This window comes from Enterococcus sp. DIV0806c, from assembly GCF_051710905.1.
Taxonomy (GTDB): Bacteria; Bacillota; Bacilli; order Lactobacillales; family Enterococcaceae; genus Enterococcus_B; species Enterococcus_B mundtii.
Genome location: NZ_JBIOLO010000001.1, coordinates 2659163 through 2675979 on the forward strand (window position 1 = coordinate 2659163; position 16817 = coordinate 2675979).

The following is a 16817-nucleotide window of genomic DNA, read 5'->3' on the forward strand; positions in this document are numbered from 1 at the left end:
TCATTGATTTTTTAGGAGTAAAGGAGAGAAATGAGATGACTCAAGCAACGATATCAGAAATTGGCACCTCAGCAATCAATTCAGAGGAACCTATGCTGATTTTATTCGATCAGTCGGCAACATCCGCGTTGCGTGACTATACGATCATTCAAGAATTTAGTACAAAAGAGAATTTTTCACTTAATCAAGGTGATCAAATTTCTTTTGATCATCAAGAATATACTATCGAACATGTTGGTCCTTTGGCCAATGAAAACTTAACAACGGTTGGTCATGTGACTCTAGTTTTTGAAGAACCACCAGCAGGTGACAGAATCGTCAATGGAATCTATTTGTCCCCCTATCAACTACCAGAAATCACTGTTGGCACGACCATCGATTATAAGCAGGTGAACTAATGGAAGAGGATAAAAAGAGAAAAATCAAACCTGTTTCATGGTTTTGGCGTTGGTTTTTGAATAATCAAGTAGTCACGGCTTTATTAGTCGTTCTTTTGGTCTTACTGATCGTTTTCTTGTTTACGAAAGTTTCTTATCTTTTTGAACCAATTTGGCAGTTTCTAGCAATCGTTGGTTTACCGATCATTCTGTCGGGTATTCTATATTACCTGATGAATCCTGTCGTCGATTATTTTGAAAAGAAAAAGATTCCAAGGCTCTACAGCATCATCGGTTTATTTATACTTGTAGTCGCTTTGATCGTCTGGGGAAGTGTAGTGATCATTCCGAAAATCCAGGAACAAACCGTCAGCTTTGTCAGCAATTTTCCACAATACGTCGAGACCATCGATGACAAATTAACCGAGATTTTTCGTGATCCACTATTCAGCCAATTCAGAGAGCAACTGGAAAATACAGGCGACCAATTCATGAATTCTGCTGGTGATATTTTACAGAATCTATCAAAAAGCACGGTTCAAAGTTTAGGTAGTTTTGTTGGTGCTGTAGCTACGATCGTTGTTGCCGTATTGACGATGCCGTTTATTTTGTTTTATCTGTTGAAAGATGGGAAACAATTAGCGCCTTATTTGGTGAAATTCTTACCTACTCGGATGAGAGTCCCCACTTTGAAAGTCTTAGGTGAGATGAATGATCAGGTTTCTTCATATATTCGAGGACAGTTGACTGTCGCTTTTGCGGTTGCAATCATGTTTATGATCGGATTTGCGATCATTGGGTTAGATTATGCTGTCACTTTAGGTATCATTGCCGGTTTCTTGAACTTGATCCCTTACTTAGGCTCATTTTTAGCGATGATCCCTGCGGTATTTTTAGCCATCGTTGCAGGACCAATCATGTTGGTCAAAGTATTGATCGTTTTCGCCTTAGAGCAAACCATCGAAGGCCGTTTGATCTCGCCACTTGTACTTGGCAATCAGTTGTCGATCCATCCAGTGACGATTTTACTTGTCCTATTAACATCTGGAAAATTATTTGGTGTGGTCGGTGTGATTTTAGGGATACCTGTCTATGCCGCAGCGAAAGTATTGATTTCTCACATTTTTGAATGGTACACTACGATTTCTTCTCTTTATGAAGAAAAGCAACAAGAATAAATGAAAAGCCGAGATGATCGAGAATAGGAAACCTATTCTCAGTCGTCTCGGCTTTTTGATTATTTCATCAATAAGTTAGTCATTTTTTGGATCGCTGCGGAAATATCATCTGTCGCTTGGTCTTGTTTTGCTTCTGACGCATCAAATTGTTCAGCATCGATGCCTTTTTCTGGTTGGATGCTTTGAGTCATTTCTTCACAACCAGCTACATAATTTTTGTAGGCTTTTTCAAAGTTCTTATGGATACCCATTACTTTGGCTGGTGGACGCAACGTACTGATTTTCTTTAGCATATTACGATATTTTTCAGTACCTTGGTCAAATAACTCAACCGTCTCAGCTAGCTCAGCTTGCGTTAACTCAGCTGTTTTCTTTTGATCGATTGCTTCTCTGATTTTTTCATATTTTGGGTGCATCGTTTCGCCGATTGCTTCTGTTTCTTTCACGATTTTATCGACTGTCTGCACGTAATAACCGAGATTCGGTAACATAGGTTTTCCTACTTTCTTCTTTTTCTTTCTCTATTTTACCTGTTTATTCTAGTAGAAAACAAGTCATTACATCAATAAAATGTTATTTTTATCGTTTATTTTTCATAAAATCCTGCATCTAAACTATATTGTTCTCCTGAAACTAGATCATATTGGATCAAGCGATACGCTTCGTATACTTCCTCTTGCGCCTGATTCAACTGAGCTTCTTTTCCCCATTGGCCATTTTGAAAATACAGTTCTCGTTCAAACGCGGGAATAGCCGACTCCATTTCAAGCAGTAATTGATAAAAACCAGTGGTCTTTTGATTCGTTTGTTCTAAAAGATTCGCTGCAAAATAAAAAGGGCTAGTGACAGCATCATTGGTTTCACGTTTCTCTAACTCACCTGCTGTATCGAACATGAGAAACTCTGTCTGATGTAAGGCTTGTTTCTCATTTTTATTTTTGATCTCGTCCGAATAGATCCCCGGTAAATGATCTCCCCAAAAAACGACTAGCGTTCTTCTTGGAGTATCTTTCAGCGCTTCAGTGAATGCTTTCAATGCTTGACTACTATAAGCAATATCTTGCAAATAATTGTTGAGTGTGTCTGTTCCAGTATCATCTTCTGTTGTAGCCGAAAAATCTAATTGCGAATACTTGCCTGCATAAGGCATATGGGTCTGCATCGTGACCAGATGAACAAACTGAGGCGTTTCCTCATCTTTTAATAAGTCTAAAATTTCTTTATAGGCAGACTCATCTGAAATATATGGATTATTATCAATAGTATCGGTGTAAGTCATATTTCCCTCGCTGATAAACGTATCAAACCCTAGCGTCTGATAGACATCTTCACGTTTATACATCGATGTATTATAAGGATGGATCGCCGTTGTTCGATAGTTTTGTGCATTAAGCGTGGAAACAAGCGATGGTAATTGATCCAGCTTGGGAACGAGCATCGTATATGGTGTGGTCATTTGACCATTGAATAATGCCATGGATAGACCCGTTAAGGCTTCAAACTCAATATTTGCTGTTCCACCACCATAATTTTGCGAAAGCATTCGGCCACTATAGGTTTGATTTGCCACTTCACGATAGTCAGCTAAGGGATCACCGGTCACCGTGACACCATTTAGATGACTTGGATCAGAAAAGCTTTCACTCATCACATAAATGATATTTGGCTGCTCATCACTTGCCGTTTGATTTTTTTCGTCTGCGATTGCTTGATATTTTTCAGTGATTTCATTGATTTTTTCTTTTGAATAACCTTCTGGTCGTTCCATCGGTTCAACTTTTAGATTGTACAAAAAGCCACCAATGAATCCTGTATTATAATAATTCATTTTTTGACTATAAGGAATCCACAAAGCCGTTTGATTATAAGCTTTACGCAACAAATTATTGGGATTATTGAAGTTACTGAAATAACCCATCATTGCAACGGTCATGACTAAAGTCAAGATACGATAGATTTGGAATGTTCGATCTTTTTTGAAACTACGGACAATTGCCCAGACTACTCCCCCAAAGGCAAGTGCCGCTATTAGCATCAACCCAATAAAAATCGGTGTTCCGGTCATGTCTTTGAGTAAATTGAACTCTGTGATCATCTTTAAGTCATCTGGATAGATTGGTTCTTGTCGATAGCTCATTTTTAAGTAATTCGCAAAACCTAATATACCGATACTTACGAGATAAAAAAGCAGACCAAATAAGTAAGAACCCGCGAAAGCGACCATAAATAAGAAGACAGTAAGTAATACGAAACAAGCAAGTAAAAATTTTTCTGTGTGCCATGAAAAAGCAAATTTCAAGGCTAAATCAACTGAAAGATTATTCTGGCACCATTGTAAATACAAATTGCTTATAAGTATCACTAAGACTGTTACTACCCCCAGAGTAGTGATTCGTAAAATTTTTTGTTGTTTGGTTGAAAGCTTATCTAAATGTTTGTTCAAGAGAGCGCTCCTTCACTTTTTCTAAACTACTTTAACGCCTATTTTATTCTAGTCGCTTCACAAATGAAAGTAAAGTTCAAAAAACAAGTAGTCTGAACGACCAATTTTATAAAAAAATAAATAGAAAACAAAAGGAATGAAACTGTGTCTTAGTCTCTCCAACTCGCAAAGAATAAGCGGTAATAGCCACAATTTTGAACAACAAATTGTGGCTATTACCGCTTATTTCTTGAAGGGCTTTATGTCACTTTGATTGAAATGATGCTCAAATATCAGCCGAATACGCAACTGGTTCACCAAAAACTGGGAACCCCTCTGTGTCCCACGAAAATACTTGTGCGTTGGCATGACGATTGGGATTGTTCAGAGGATCGATTCCTTCATTTTTTTCTGGTCGTGCATGGTAAACTAATACATCTTCTTTGCCATCTTCTGAGCGAGTAAAGGAGTTATGTCCCGGTCCAAACTGCTTATTTTTCTCCGAAGAGACAAAGACAGGTTCAGGATTTTTATGCCAAGAATAACCGTCAAGTAGATCCGCTGACTCTTCTGCCCACAGCAAACCCATCGCATAATTTTCATCAGTGGCACTCCCTGAGTAAGTGATGAATATTTTCCCATTACGAACCAGTACGGCTGGTCCTTCATTGACTGCAAATCCTTGCTTTTCCCAAGGAAATTCTGGGATGGCTAATAATAGTTGTTTCCCGGTCAGTGTCCAAGGATTTGCCATTTCTGATAAATAGAGATTGGAGTTCCCCGGAATGCGTGGGTCTAATTGCGCCCAAACATAATACAACTTTCCTTGATGTGTAAAAGTCGTGCCGTCTAAACTAAACGTATCTGTAGCCGTGTTGATTTGCCCTTTTTCTTCCCACTCAGTATTCATTGGATCAATTGACGTGTTTTCAAGAACGAACATCCGATGGTGATGATCACGATCACGAATCTCTGCATGATCACTGGCTGCAAAATAGATATACCACTTTCCTTGGATATAATGGATTTCTGGTGCCCAGATCAACTGACTCATGGGTCCAGTTTTAGGTGCATGCCAAACCAGTAACGTTTCTGCATGCTTCAAGCCATCGATCGTTTTCGCACGTCTTAATTCGATGGACTGATAACCAGGTAGAGAACCCGTAAAATAATAGTAGCCGTCCGTATGTTTGTAGATCCAAGGATCGGCTCGTTCAAGGACGATTGGATTAGCATAAGTTGTTTTTTTCATAAAGGTTCCTCACATTTTTTTAGTCTGATGACATTCCAAGAATATGCTTCAAGCACCATATGGATCGTGTTCTTTTCATTTACATCGATTACTTGTTCTATCGGCTGGATCGTATTCGGTGCGTCTTTCGTATTTTTATCAAGTAAATGATCACTTTTTACTACTAGTTGGACTGCTTTAGTCTCCAGCTCAAAATCATGCGTTGTCGTAATGGACACTTTCTCTTCTGTGCGATTCACTAGAAACAGTACGATTTCTTGCTCATTTTCGACAACGACGCTATCAATGATCGGCACTTCTTTTCCAGTATCACAATCATAAGTGGGACAAAACGTTTGTTGATCTAATACAGTGCCTTTCGCATATTTTGCCAGATGTTGCATCACATAATAGGTCGGATTTACCCATGCGATCCCATTTTTCTCTGTTAAGATAAGCGGGATGGTATTGACTAAAAGCGATTGGCAAGCAATTTTGACACGATCTGCATGCCGTAAAATCGCAAGACCCAATGTGCCGAACAGTAATGTATCTTCCATAGTGAACTGGCACCAATCGATTGGTGGCCCCTCTTGGAATTTTTGATAGGTTTGTTCTGGTTGGCTATGAACATTCCATTCATCAAAAGCTAAGTACATCGTCTTGTCACTGCGTAGATAGCCTTTCACATAGTCACACGTCGCAATGATCTCTTCGATTTGTCGATCAAACCGTTCCGCTTTAGCTAAGTAAGTTTTGGTATCTGCTCGCTCATTTTTTGGAGGTTTAGTCAAATCTTCTTCGTCATATTTATCGATGTAATTATGCAAAGCAATATAATCTACGTTTTCATATGCTTCTTCTAAAGCGATTCGGTCCCATTCAGGATAAGACGCTAAGCGTGGCGTCGAACTACCGACTAAAATCGTTTCGATCGATTCATCGACTAATTTCATCGCTTTGGCAGATTCATTGGCTAAGCGACCATACTCATAGGCACTTTTTGCGCCAATTTGCCAGGGACCGTCTAACTCATTTCCTAAGCACCAAAGTTTCACGTTAAAAGGTTGCTCTTGTCCGTTTTGTTTGCGTAACTCACTCCAAGAGGTTCCTTGAGGAAAATTACAATACTCTACTAGATTACGCGCATCATCGATTCCTTTTGTGCCTAGATTTACCGTCATGATTGGCTCCGCTTCTACCATATCTAACCATTTGAAAAATTCATGTAGCCCGAATGTATTTGGTTCGATTCCTTGCCATGCAAGATCGATTTTTTTTGGACGCTCGGTGACTGGACCAATCGTATCTTGCCAGTCATATCCTGAGGTAAAATTCCCTCCAGGATAACGGATCACCCCTAAAGACAGTTCTTTTACATAAGAAAGTACGTCCTGTCGAAAGCCATTCTTATCCGCGGTCGGATGTCCTGGTTCAAATATTCCGTTATACACGACACTTCCCATATGTTCAACAAAAGAACCGAAGAGTCGTGGACTGATTGCTCCTTTAGAAAATCCTTGACGTACCTTTAGTTCAACTTTTTTCATTGCCACACTCCTTTCCTATTATTGTTTCCCACTAAATGATTGATCAACCACCAAACCCCACCTGCTAATACAAAAATAATCGGCGGAAACATAAACACAAGCACAAGAAAAACTAATAATATGCCACAACATACAAGATTCTTCAAAAAGTTGGTCAACACCCACCACGTACTTTCTTGAAAAAGTTCCTTTCCGGAAAGCACGTCATTTTGGGCAAGAGAGCTACACCAAGAAAGTAAAAACATCGTAAAAACCAACATTGTTACATACCCACAAATCACTAACCAAATAGCAGATTCTTGCAAAATAAGATTCATCGCAAAATAACTGATGATGGTCACGCAACTCATCACTAATTGAAGAAAAAACTTACGCTTAAAGCCTTGCAAAAAGGAATAGCAAACATGCCCTGATTCGCCATTCTTCCATTTATTCAATGCTGTAAAGACCCCTGTTGTGGCTGGTACTACTGTGACTAAAGGCAAAGAAACGACGACCCATAAAATACCTAATAAGATATGATCGGAAATTTGGATCAATTGACCATACCATTTTGTTTCGACTAATTTCATTTTCTCACTCTTTCATGCCAGACATTGCAGTTCCTTGTACAAAGTATTTTTGAGCAAAAATATAAATGATCAACAATGGCAACATCGAAATAACTGTTCCTGCCATCACCGGTCCATAAAATGAAATATTTTGTCCGGTGAATAAAGCTAATCCTGCAGGTAACGTCCGCATTTTCGAACTTGTTGTCAAAATCAGTGGATACAATAAATCATTCCAACTGTTCATCAACGTAAAGATTGCTAGTGATAGAAGTGTTGGCTTGCTCAAAGGCAACATGATCTTCAAGAAAATCTTGAACTCACCTAACCCGTCAATACGTGCAGCTTCTTCCAATGAATCTGGTAAAGTCACAAAAAACGACCGCATCATAAATATCCCAAAAGCAGTGGTCATCCGAGGAATGATCAATCCGGCATACGTATCTAACATACCTAAAAAGTTTGCTTGGATGAACAGTGGGATCATGAAGACTTGAAATGGGATCATCATCGTTAACAAAACAAAGTAAAACAACACAGATTTCCCTTTGAAGCGCATCCGAGCAAAAGCATATCCTGCAAGAGAATCAAAGAAAACAGAAGTGATCACTGTCCCACCTGCAAAGATTACTGTGTTTTTGATGTAATCTAACAACGGAATAGTCGTCCAAACCTTGATATAATTCTCAAAGGTATATTCATCTGCAAAAATTCTCGGGGGAAAAGAAATAATGTCTTTTTCATATTTGAACGAGGAAATGATCAACCATAGAAAAGGAAAAGCGATAATCAATAATACGAGTAACATTCCGACGACACGCAACCATTTCTTTCCATCAAACTTTTTCCGACGATTCGTTGAAACTGCTGTATAACTTTCCGAAAGCATATTATTACTCCCCCCTATTTCATTTGTTTTTCTTTTCTTGACATATATAAATTGGTCGAAATTGCCAGCACAGCTACAATGACAAACAGTACTGAAGATAATGCGGAAGCATAGCCTAACTCATATGGAGCGGTGAAGCCGCGACTATAAATGTATTGGACAGCTGTTTCCGTTTTGAATTGTGGTCCGCCGTTCGTTGCCACATATACTTGGTCAAACACTTGCATGGAACCAATCAAGTTGGTCAAGATACAAAAACCAAGAGATGGGACGATCTGCGGTAACGTGATATTAAAGAATTGTTGACGATTGGTTGCTCCATCCATTTGCGCTGATTCGTAAAGCGAAGGGGAGATTCCTTGAATAGCAGTGATCAGGATCGTCATTGTGACACCGAAATTTTTCCAAACCGTCATCAGCGCAACTGTTGGCATTGCTAATGTTGGATCACGGAAAAATTGTGGAATCGGCAAACCTACTTGTGAGAAAAGGTAAGGGATAGCCCCAACGTTTGGGTCAAGCAACATTGAAAAGATGATTGCAATGGATGTTAAGGAACAAATAACAGGTATATAAAAAGTTGAGCGACAAAAGCGATTGAAACGAGTATTCTTTGACAAGATCACCGCAGCTAATAAACCAACGATAATCTGTGTTGGTGTTTCAAGTAAGGTAAAATACAACGTATGGAAAAGTGAATTGACCGCACGTTCATCCCCAAAGATCCGCAAAAAGTTATCCATGCCTACGAACTCTCTTGAAGTAAAAAAGATGTTCAAATCAGTAAAACTGATCGCAAATGTACCAATCAGTGGCACCACTGTAAATAACAGTAGAATCAAAAAGGATGGCACTAAAAACAAATAAGCCGCTCGATCCGGTCGGTTCCAGTATCTGGTGAATGCTTTCATTTCGTCTATTCCCCCTCTTTCTTATTCGATGGATTCCTTGATGAAAAGTTCAAGCGATGAAAAATCAGACCAAGAAAGGAAAGAAGTTTTTCTCGAAAAAGGAAAGCGAAAGCGATAAATATGTTTTTGAAATTTATAGACTTTCGCCTTATCTTCTACGAGATTACTTCTGTTTCCTTTGTTGTTTTGATTTCATTGTGAACTGTTACTCGATTATTCCTTTAGTAGATCATTGATCTGATCATCTGCATCATTCATGAGTTGCTCTGGATCTTCACCAGCCAACAATTTTTCGATCAATGGATTGATGATGTCATTATTGATTGCTGCGATCTTCGTGAATCCTGGTAGATAAGGTTCAGCATATTCCATTTGTTTGGATAGTTCCGATACGATAGGATCATTCTTCACTTCTTCATCTTCTGCGACAGATGATAAATAGGCAGGGAAGCCATTTTCAATACTCCATTTTTTACCGATTTCACTTGTGTTCCAGTATTTTAGGAATTCATAGATTGCCTCTTTTTTGTCACTATCTGTACTTGCTGGGATGGCATAACCAACACCATCTAAAATCGCTGTTTTTTCACCGTCCGCACTTGCTTGCGGTAATGTCGTTACACCATAATCGATTTCGTTTGCTTTCAAGCCGTTATTCAACCACGGTCCGTTGATGATGATCGATAATTGTCCAGCGTTCATCAAGTTATCCATCTCTGCTCCCGAAATCGATTCTGGTCCTGCTTTATCGACATGGATCATTTTTTGGATGGCTGTTAATGTTTCAAGATTTTCTGGTGAAGCGAACTCAGATTTTGTATAGTCATCGCTGACAAGTTTTCCTCCATTTGCCTTCATCCAGTTATAAAGTGGTGCAGTACCGTCTTTATTGAAGACAAAACCTGAGACATTTTTACTACTATCGGTCAGTTGCGGAGCCATCTCTGTTAATTCTGTCCAAGTAGTTGGTGGTGTTGTTTCATCCAAGCCAGCTTGTTTGAATAATTCTTTGTTCCAATACATATACATTCCTTGTACTTGCATCGGAATAAAGTATTGCTGATCATCCACCATTCCTAGATCTACCGCAGTATCTTTGAAATCTCCTTTATCCACACCGTCATACTCCCAGAAATCATCTACAGGCTGCACAGCCCCATTCTCCACATATTGAGCAAAATCAGCGTAGTTCAGTGCAACAAAATCTGGCGCTTTTCTCGAAGAAATAGCCGTTGGTAATTTTTCATTCAAATTAGCCCATGTCATCACATCCATCTCAATCGTGATGTTTTTGTCATTATTCTTATTAAAATCATTGACGATCTCTTGTAAGATTTCCCCGTCAGAAGCTGTAAACCCATTCCAAAAAGAGAGTGTGACTTCTCCGTCATTTTTACTTTGAGAAGAAGCACCACCGCCACAAGCACCTAATATTCCAGTCGCAGCTAACAACAATGAACCAATAATCAATTTTTTTCCTCGCATCTCTATCTCCTCCTTATTTGTTCGGGGTCAAGCTTGTACGGATCACATTCCAAGATAACGGTTTCAATTTGCAATTCAACTGATTTTCTTTATGTTCGTAGGCTTTTGAAGACACAGGTTTGATTTGCTCATTTCCTGCTTGATTGACCGCTTTGATTTCATAGCCAGACATCTCTGAAAACTCGATGACTTCCTCAATCTTTAAGTCAGAAAATTGTAGATCTAAACTCATCTCTTCTTCTCCACGATTCACTGCAAAGATCACCAACTCATTTTTTTCTTCATTAAGCACTGCAATACTTTCTAAATATGGGACTGTATCAAACTCACTCGTTGCATACGTATCGACAGTGATTTCAGGTCGTAAAGCAATACCTTGTCCTAAAGTCGCGACTTGCATAAACGGATAATAGATTGTTTGACGCCCTGCTTCACCGTCTTCTTCTGTCATGATCGGAGCAATCACGTTGACTAGCTGCGCCAGACAAGCAATTTTTACTCGATCAGAATGTTTTAACAAAGTGATCAATAAACAGCCCAATACTAAAGCATCCTCAAAATTATAGTGATCTTCTAATAAAGGTGGGGCAACTTGCCATGGCTTGACTGTTTGATCATGTTCTGTCGAATGATACCAAATATTCCATTCATCAAAAGATAGATTGATTTGTTTCTTGCTGTGTTTTTTCGCCTTGATTGCATCACACATCGCAACAACACCAGAGATGAACTGATCCATATCGACTGAACGAGCTAAATAATTTTTCAAATCATTTGTTTGATTGCCATAATACTGATGCAATGAAAGATAATCGATTTGTTCATAGGCTTGATCCAATACAGTCAATTCCCACTCACCGAATGTCGGCATTTGACTATTCGAGCTACCACATAAAACGACTTCGATCGATTCATCGACAAGTTTCATTGCTTTCGCTGTTTCTTCTGCCAGCCGTCCATACTCCGCTGCTGTCTTATGACCGATTTGCCAAGGACCATCCATTTCATTGCCTAAACACCACGTCTTGATCGCAAAAGGTTCGGTTTGTCCATTTGCTATTCTTTGCTCACTCCAATAAGTACCACTAGGATAATTGCAATATTCTACTAGATTTCTTGCAGCATCTAAGCCACGTGTTCCAAGATTGACCGCCATATTGATCTCAGCGCCCACTTCTTGACACCACGCAGCAAATTCATGCACACCCACTTGATTTGTTTCTAAAGATCGCCAAGCAAGGTCTAATCTTTTCGGCCGCTCCGCTATAGGACCCACGCTATCTTCCCAATTGAACCCAGAAACAAAATTCCCACCCGGATACCGGATCAATGGTACCGATAGTTCTTTGACTAGCTCCATGACGTCTTGGCGAAATCCCATATCATTTGCAGTCGGATGATCCGGTTGATAGATCCCTCCATACACTGCACGTCCCATATGTTCAATAAACGAGCCATACAAACGACGATCGATTTCCCCTATCTTTTGCACACGACTAACTGACATTACAGCTTCCATGATTCCCCTCCTTTAATTTATACATGAATCATATCTTTCTTTGAAAGCGTTGTCAATAATAATATTATTAAATATAAAAATATTTTTACATTATAATTAACATAAATATTAATTATAAATATTAGTTTTATGATATTAACCTATAAATTAATATTTATGTTAATATATAGTTAAACAAAAACCTAAATAAGAGGTGAAAAATCATGCAACTCCAAATCAATGAAGAATCATTACCTGTTTATGAAGCTTTAGCTAGTAAAACAAGGATAAAAATCATCCAGTTACTTTCAAAAAACAAAATGAATATCAAAGAGCTTGCCCAAGCACTCGGTATCAGTAGTGCGATTACAACAATGCATGTAAAAAAACTTGAAGAAGCAAATATCATCAAATCTGAAAAAATAGGTCAAAAAAAAATTTCCAGCTTACGTGTCGATAAAATCAACATCACGTTTCCAGAAAAAATCTTTAATGCCTTTGATACGAAAGAAACATCGATCCCTATCGGTCATTATACCCGCTATTCGATCGAGCCGACATGCGGTCTGGCAACGATCCATGATTTTATCGGCAAAGTCGATGAACCACGTTACTTTGCCGATCCACGACGAATGGATGCACGGATTCTGTGGTTTACAAGCGGATTTGTTGAATATCAAACACCAAACTTCCTAAACGAAGAAGATACTTTGGAAATGTTGGAATTGTCCGTTGAGCTGTCTTCCGAGTTTCCCTTTTCGAACGACAATTGGCCATCGGATATCACTTTCAGCCTAAACGGCGTGGAATTAGGTAACTGGACAAGCCCAGGAGATTTCGCAGACATTCGTGGAAAACATACCCCAGACTGGTACCCAGATAATCTAAATCAATACGGACTATTGAAAACAATCCGTATCACTAAACATTTGACCAATATCAACGGCGAACCATTATCTGAAGTCACGATCAATGACATCCCAAGAAACGAAGACGTCTGGACCTTCCGCATCGAAGTCAAAGAAGACGCCAAAAACGTCGGTGGCTGCACCCTATTCGGCAAAGGCTTCGGCAACTACGATCAAGATATCAAGATGAAGGTGTATTATAGTTAAGGTTGTGAAAGAAGCGTTCAGCACTGAGTAATAAGACAGAACCATCGAAAATGGCTTTTTCATTTTTGATGGTTTTGGCTTATTATTGAAGTGTTGCTTCTTGAACACCGTTTATCTAGGTTGTGAAAGAAGCGGTTTGACCTGAGCAGTAAGCTGGAAAATCAGAAAATAGCTTTCCATATTTTTCAGCTTAATGTTGAAGGTCAGCTTTTTGAACACCGTTTAACTAGGTTGTGAGAAAGCCGTTTAGCTCCAAGTAGTAAGGCAGAACTTGAGAAAATAGCCCCTCATATTTTTTCAAGTTTTGACTTACTATTGAAGGAGCTGGCTTTCGAACACTGTTTATCTGGGTTGTGAAAGAAGCGTTCAGCACTGAGTAATAAGACAGAACCATCGAAAATGGCTTTTTCATTTTTGATGGTTTTGGCTTATTATTGATAGGACGACACTTATAAAACTGTATGGAGAAAATAAACCGGCAATGACAGTAGTAATAGTAGCCGGATTGATTGATCCAAGATTCAAAGTAGAAATAGATGCTATTGTCGCTATCAAATGATTTTTTTAAGGAACATTGATTTGTTTCAAACTGCCGAAGAGTGCCAATCAAGGATAGCCAATCCTATTTTGTTTCTTTCAATACTGACTCTTCTAATGTGGACAACTTGTTTTTTAAGCCTTCTTTTCTATGAGAATGAAGCAAAGCAATAAAAATTTCCATCTTGAAAATACACTGGAGAGCAAAAAACGAATACAAACAAAAACAAACCGTGAATCCCTTGATCAACAAAGGATTCACGGTTTATTTGATTATTTTTTCACTTCATTTATTTCCAAAAATCATCAAAGATCGAAATTGGCAAATGACGTTTATGCTGTGTTTTATTCCACCATTGCTCGATTTTTTGCTGTGCATCTGCAGGAATTTCTTTTCCTTCCAAATAGTCGTCGATTTCATCATATGTGACACCTAATGCGACTTCATCAGCAATCATCGGCTTGCCTTCTTCAAGGTCAGCTGTTGGCACTTTGGTATATAGATGTTCTGGCGCATCTAAAGCCTTCAACAATGCTTTTCCTTGGCGTTTATTCAAGCGGAACAATGGCAAAATATCTGCCCCACCGTCACCATATTTCGTAAAGAAGCCAGTAATATTTTCAGCTGCGTGGTCGGTACCGATCACAGCCCCTGCGCGTTGTCCTGCAACCGCATATTGCGTGATCATTCGTTGACGCGCTTTAATATTTCCTTTATTGAAATCACTGATTTCTACACCTGCTTCAATCAACGCTTGCGTTTGCGCATCTACTGCAGGTTTGATATTTACACGTAATTGGACGTCTGGTTGGATAAAATCTAACGCAGCTTTAGCATCTTCTTCATCTGCCTGTTCTCCATAAGGCAAACGTACACCGATGAACTGGTAACTGTCATCTTTCGTTTCTTCCCGCATTTCTTCCATTGCTAATTGAGCTAAGCGTCCAGCTAAAGTAGAATCTTGTCCTCCACTGATACCTAAAACCAAGGTTTTTAAGAAGGGATTCTTTTTCAAATATTCTTTCATGAAATCGATACTCACACGAATTTCATTTTGAGGATCGATGACTGATTTCACGCCTAATTCTTCGATGATTGCTTGTTGTAAATGATTCATCTTCCATTCCTCCTATAGTTCACTCGTTAATTGTGTGACGCTTTTTTTCATTCGTTCCATGATTGCCATCTTATGATTCCAGCAATCTGTTGATAGATCCACAGGATATTTTTGCGGATTCAAATCACGTTTGTATTCTTCCCAAAGAGAATCTAAGTTTCCTCTGGTATACTCTTTGATTTCTTCTAATGTCGGTAAGTCATAGACTCTCGTTCCTTCAACAAAAATATCTTGTAAAATTGGCCGAGCTGTAAAATCACGAACGGTTTTATTGATAAAGGTATGTGTCGGGTGGAACATGAAGATCTCTTCTTCTTGTCGAGGATCTTCATCCCATAGCGTCACATAATCGCCTTCTGATTTTCCATCAAAGTTACGAGTGATACGCCATACTTGTTTTTTACCTGGTGTAGTAACTTTTTCTGCATTGCTAGACAATTTGATCGTATCGATCATTTCACCTTGTTCATTTTCGATGGATACCAGTTTGAAGACTGCACCTAAAGCCGGTTGGTCATAGGCGGTAATCAACTTTGTTCCCACGCCCCAAACATCGATTTTTGCTTTTTGCATTTTTAAGTTTAAAATCGTCGCTTCATCTAAATCATTTGAGGCATAGATTTTCGCTTCTGTAAAACCAGCGGAATCTAATTGTTCTCTGACCCGTTTCGAAATATATGCCATATCGCCACTATCGATACGTACACCTTGGAAATTGATCTTGTTGCCAAGTTCTTTTGCCACACGGATCGCACTAGGAACACCCGATTTCAAGGTATCGTAAGTATCCACTAGAAAAACACAATCTTTATGTGTCTTTGCATACGCCATAAATGCTTCATAGTCATTCCCATAACTTTGAACAAGAGAATGAGCGTGGGTACCGCTTGCTGGAATCCCGAAAATTTTCCCTGCACGAACATTGCTCGTTGCATCTGCTCCACCAATGTAAGCAGCACGAGTACCCCAAACCGCAGCATCCAATTCTTGCGCACGACGTGTACCAAACTCCAATAATGGATCGTCACCGATCACTGATTTGATACGAGCCGCTTTCGTCGCGATCAACGTTTGAAAGTTCACCATATTCAATAAGGCTGTTTCTACTAATTGACAATGGGCTAATGGACCTTCCACTTGGATCAATGGCTCATTCGCAAAAACAAGTTCTCCTTCACGAGCGGAACGGACAGTCGCTTTGAATTTGAATTCACGTAAATACGTCAAAAAACCTTCCGGATAAACAGCCATCTCACGAAGATACGCAATATCTGTATCTGTAAATGTCAAATTTTCTAAATAATCTACTAATCGTTCTAACCCTGCAAAAACAGCATAACCATGATTGAATGGCATCTCGCGGAAGTAACATTCAAAAACTGCATGTTTATCTGCTCTATCTAGTTCCCAGTAAGTCTGCATCATGTTGATCTGGTAAAGATCCGTATGTAGCGTCAAACTGTCATCTGAGTAAGTTGTCGTCATCTTTTTTATTGCTCCTCTTAGCCAATTTTCATTTCTTATCCATTATAACAAAAAAATACCCTAGTAAAAGAAATCTTGTTTTATTTTGTACAAAGTAAAGAAATAAGAGACAGGTTGTGAGAAAGCCGGGCAGCTCCAAGTAGTAAGGCAGAACTTGAGAAAATAGCTTCTCATATTTTTTCAAGTTCTGCCTTACTATTGAAGGAGTTGGCTTTCGAACACCGTTTATCTAGGTTGTGAAAGAAGCGCTCAGCACTGAGTAATAAGACAGGAAAATCAAAAATGGCTTTTTCATTTTGGATTTTCTTGGCTTATTATTGAAGTGTTGCTTTTTGAACACCGTTTATCTAGGTTGTAAAAGAAGCGTTTTGACCTGAGCAGTAAGATGGAAAATCAGAAAATAGCTCCTCATATTTTTTGATTTTTCAGCTTCATGTTGAAGGTCAGCTTTTTGAACACCGTTTATCCAG

The 16817-nt window shown here is 39.0% G+C and carries 14 protein-coding genes; 3 read left to right on the forward strand and 11 right to left on the reverse strand.

Annotated features, from left to right (window positions below; all coding sequences use genetic code 11):
- Positions 1–35: 35 nt before the first annotated feature.
- Both IGK77_RS12395 and IGK77_RS12400 read left to right on the forward strand, forming a co-directional pair.
- Complete coding sequence (locus tag IGK77_RS12395; RefSeq protein ID WP_074799393.1) at positions 36–398, forward strand: PTS glucitol/sorbitol transporter subunit IIA; 363 nt, start codon at positions 36–38, stop codon at positions 396–398.
- A complete protein-coding gene (locus IGK77_RS12400; RefSeq protein ID WP_071867844.1) occupies positions 398–1555 on the forward strand; it encodes an AI-2E family transporter in 1158 nt (385 codons plus the stop codon). The genes IGK77_RS12395 and IGK77_RS12400 overlap by 1 nt, the downstream gene beginning before the upstream one ends.
- A gap of 59 nt (positions 1556–1614) precedes the next feature.
- On the opposite strand, the gene IGK77_RS12405 is transcribed toward IGK77_RS12400, so the two are convergent.
- The 9 genes from IGK77_RS12405 to arfA form a co-directional block, all read right to left on the reverse strand.
- Entirely contained in the window at positions 1615–2046 is a 432-nt protein-coding gene (locus tag IGK77_RS12405; RefSeq protein WP_074799392.1) for a hypothetical protein, read from the reverse strand.
- Positions 2047–2141: 95 nt separating this feature from the next.
- Positions 2142–3998: an LTA synthase family protein gene (locus IGK77_RS12410; RefSeq protein WP_071867843.1), complete on the reverse strand. Its 1857-nt coding sequence runs from the start codon at positions 3996–3998 to the stop codon at positions 2142–2144.
- Positions 3999–4263: 265 nt separating this feature from the next.
- Positions 4264–5229 carry a glycoside hydrolase family 43 protein gene (locus IGK77_RS12415; RefSeq protein ID WP_071867842.1) on the reverse strand — a complete coding sequence of 322 codons (966 nt, stop codon included), beginning with the start codon at positions 5227–5229 and terminating at the stop codon, positions 4264–4266.
- Positions 5226–6758, reverse strand: coding sequence for an alpha-N-arabinofuranosidase (locus tag IGK77_RS12420; RefSeq protein WP_074799391.1), 1533 nt, complete (start codon positions 6756–6758; stop codon positions 5226–5228). Before IGK77_RS12420 ends, IGK77_RS12415 begins: the two co-directional genes overlap by 4 nt.
- Positions 6755–7330, reverse strand: coding sequence for a DUF624 domain-containing protein (locus IGK77_RS12425; RefSeq protein ID WP_074799390.1), 576 nt, complete (start codon positions 7328–7330; stop codon positions 6755–6757). The genes IGK77_RS12420 and IGK77_RS12425 overlap by 4 nt, the downstream gene beginning before the upstream one ends.
- Before the next feature lie 4 nt (positions 7331–7334).
- Positions 7335–8198, reverse strand: a complete 864-nt coding sequence (locus IGK77_RS12430) for a carbohydrate ABC transporter permease (RefSeq protein ID WP_010736672.1) — start codon at positions 8196–8198, stop codon at positions 7335–7337.
- A gap of 14 nt (positions 8199–8212) precedes the next feature.
- Positions 8213–9109, reverse strand: a complete 897-nt coding sequence (locus tag IGK77_RS12435) for a carbohydrate ABC transporter permease (protein WP_010736673.1) — start codon at positions 9107–9109, stop codon at positions 8213–8215.
- A 213-nt stretch (positions 9110–9322) separates the two neighbouring features.
- On the reverse strand, positions 9323–10594 hold the full coding sequence (locus IGK77_RS12440) for an ABC transporter substrate-binding protein (protein WP_062806183.1): 1272 nt from the start codon (positions 10592–10594) through the stop codon (positions 9323–9325).
- 13 nt (positions 10595–10607) lie between these two features.
- Positions 10608–12113 carry an arabinosylfuranosidase ArfA gene (arfA, locus tag IGK77_RS12445; RefSeq protein WP_074799389.1) on the reverse strand — a complete coding sequence of 502 codons (1506 nt, stop codon included), beginning with the start codon at positions 12111–12113 and terminating at the stop codon, positions 10608–10610.
- Positions 12114–12316: 203 nt separating this feature from the next.
- On the opposite strand from arfA, the gene IGK77_RS12450 reads away from it, so the two are divergent.
- Entirely contained in the window at positions 12317–13207 is an 891-nt protein-coding gene (locus IGK77_RS12450) for an ArsR/SmtB family transcription factor (protein WP_065095924.1), read from the forward strand.
- An 827-nt stretch (positions 13208–14034) separates the two neighbouring features.
- Here IGK77_RS12450 and nadE read toward each other — a convergent pair.
- Together nadE and IGK77_RS12460 are read right to left on the reverse strand one after the other, a co-directional pair.
- Complete coding sequence (gene nadE, locus IGK77_RS12455; protein WP_071867837.1) at positions 14035–14862, reverse strand: ammonia-dependent NAD(+) synthetase; 828 nt, start codon at positions 14860–14862, stop codon at positions 14035–14037.
- A 12-nt stretch (positions 14863–14874) separates the two neighbouring features.
- Positions 14875–16347 carry a nicotinate phosphoribosyltransferase gene (locus tag IGK77_RS12460; protein ID WP_010736679.1) on the reverse strand — a complete coding sequence of 491 codons (1473 nt, stop codon included), beginning with the start codon at positions 16345–16347 and terminating at the stop codon, positions 14875–14877.
- Positions 16348–16817: the final 470 nt, after the last annotated feature.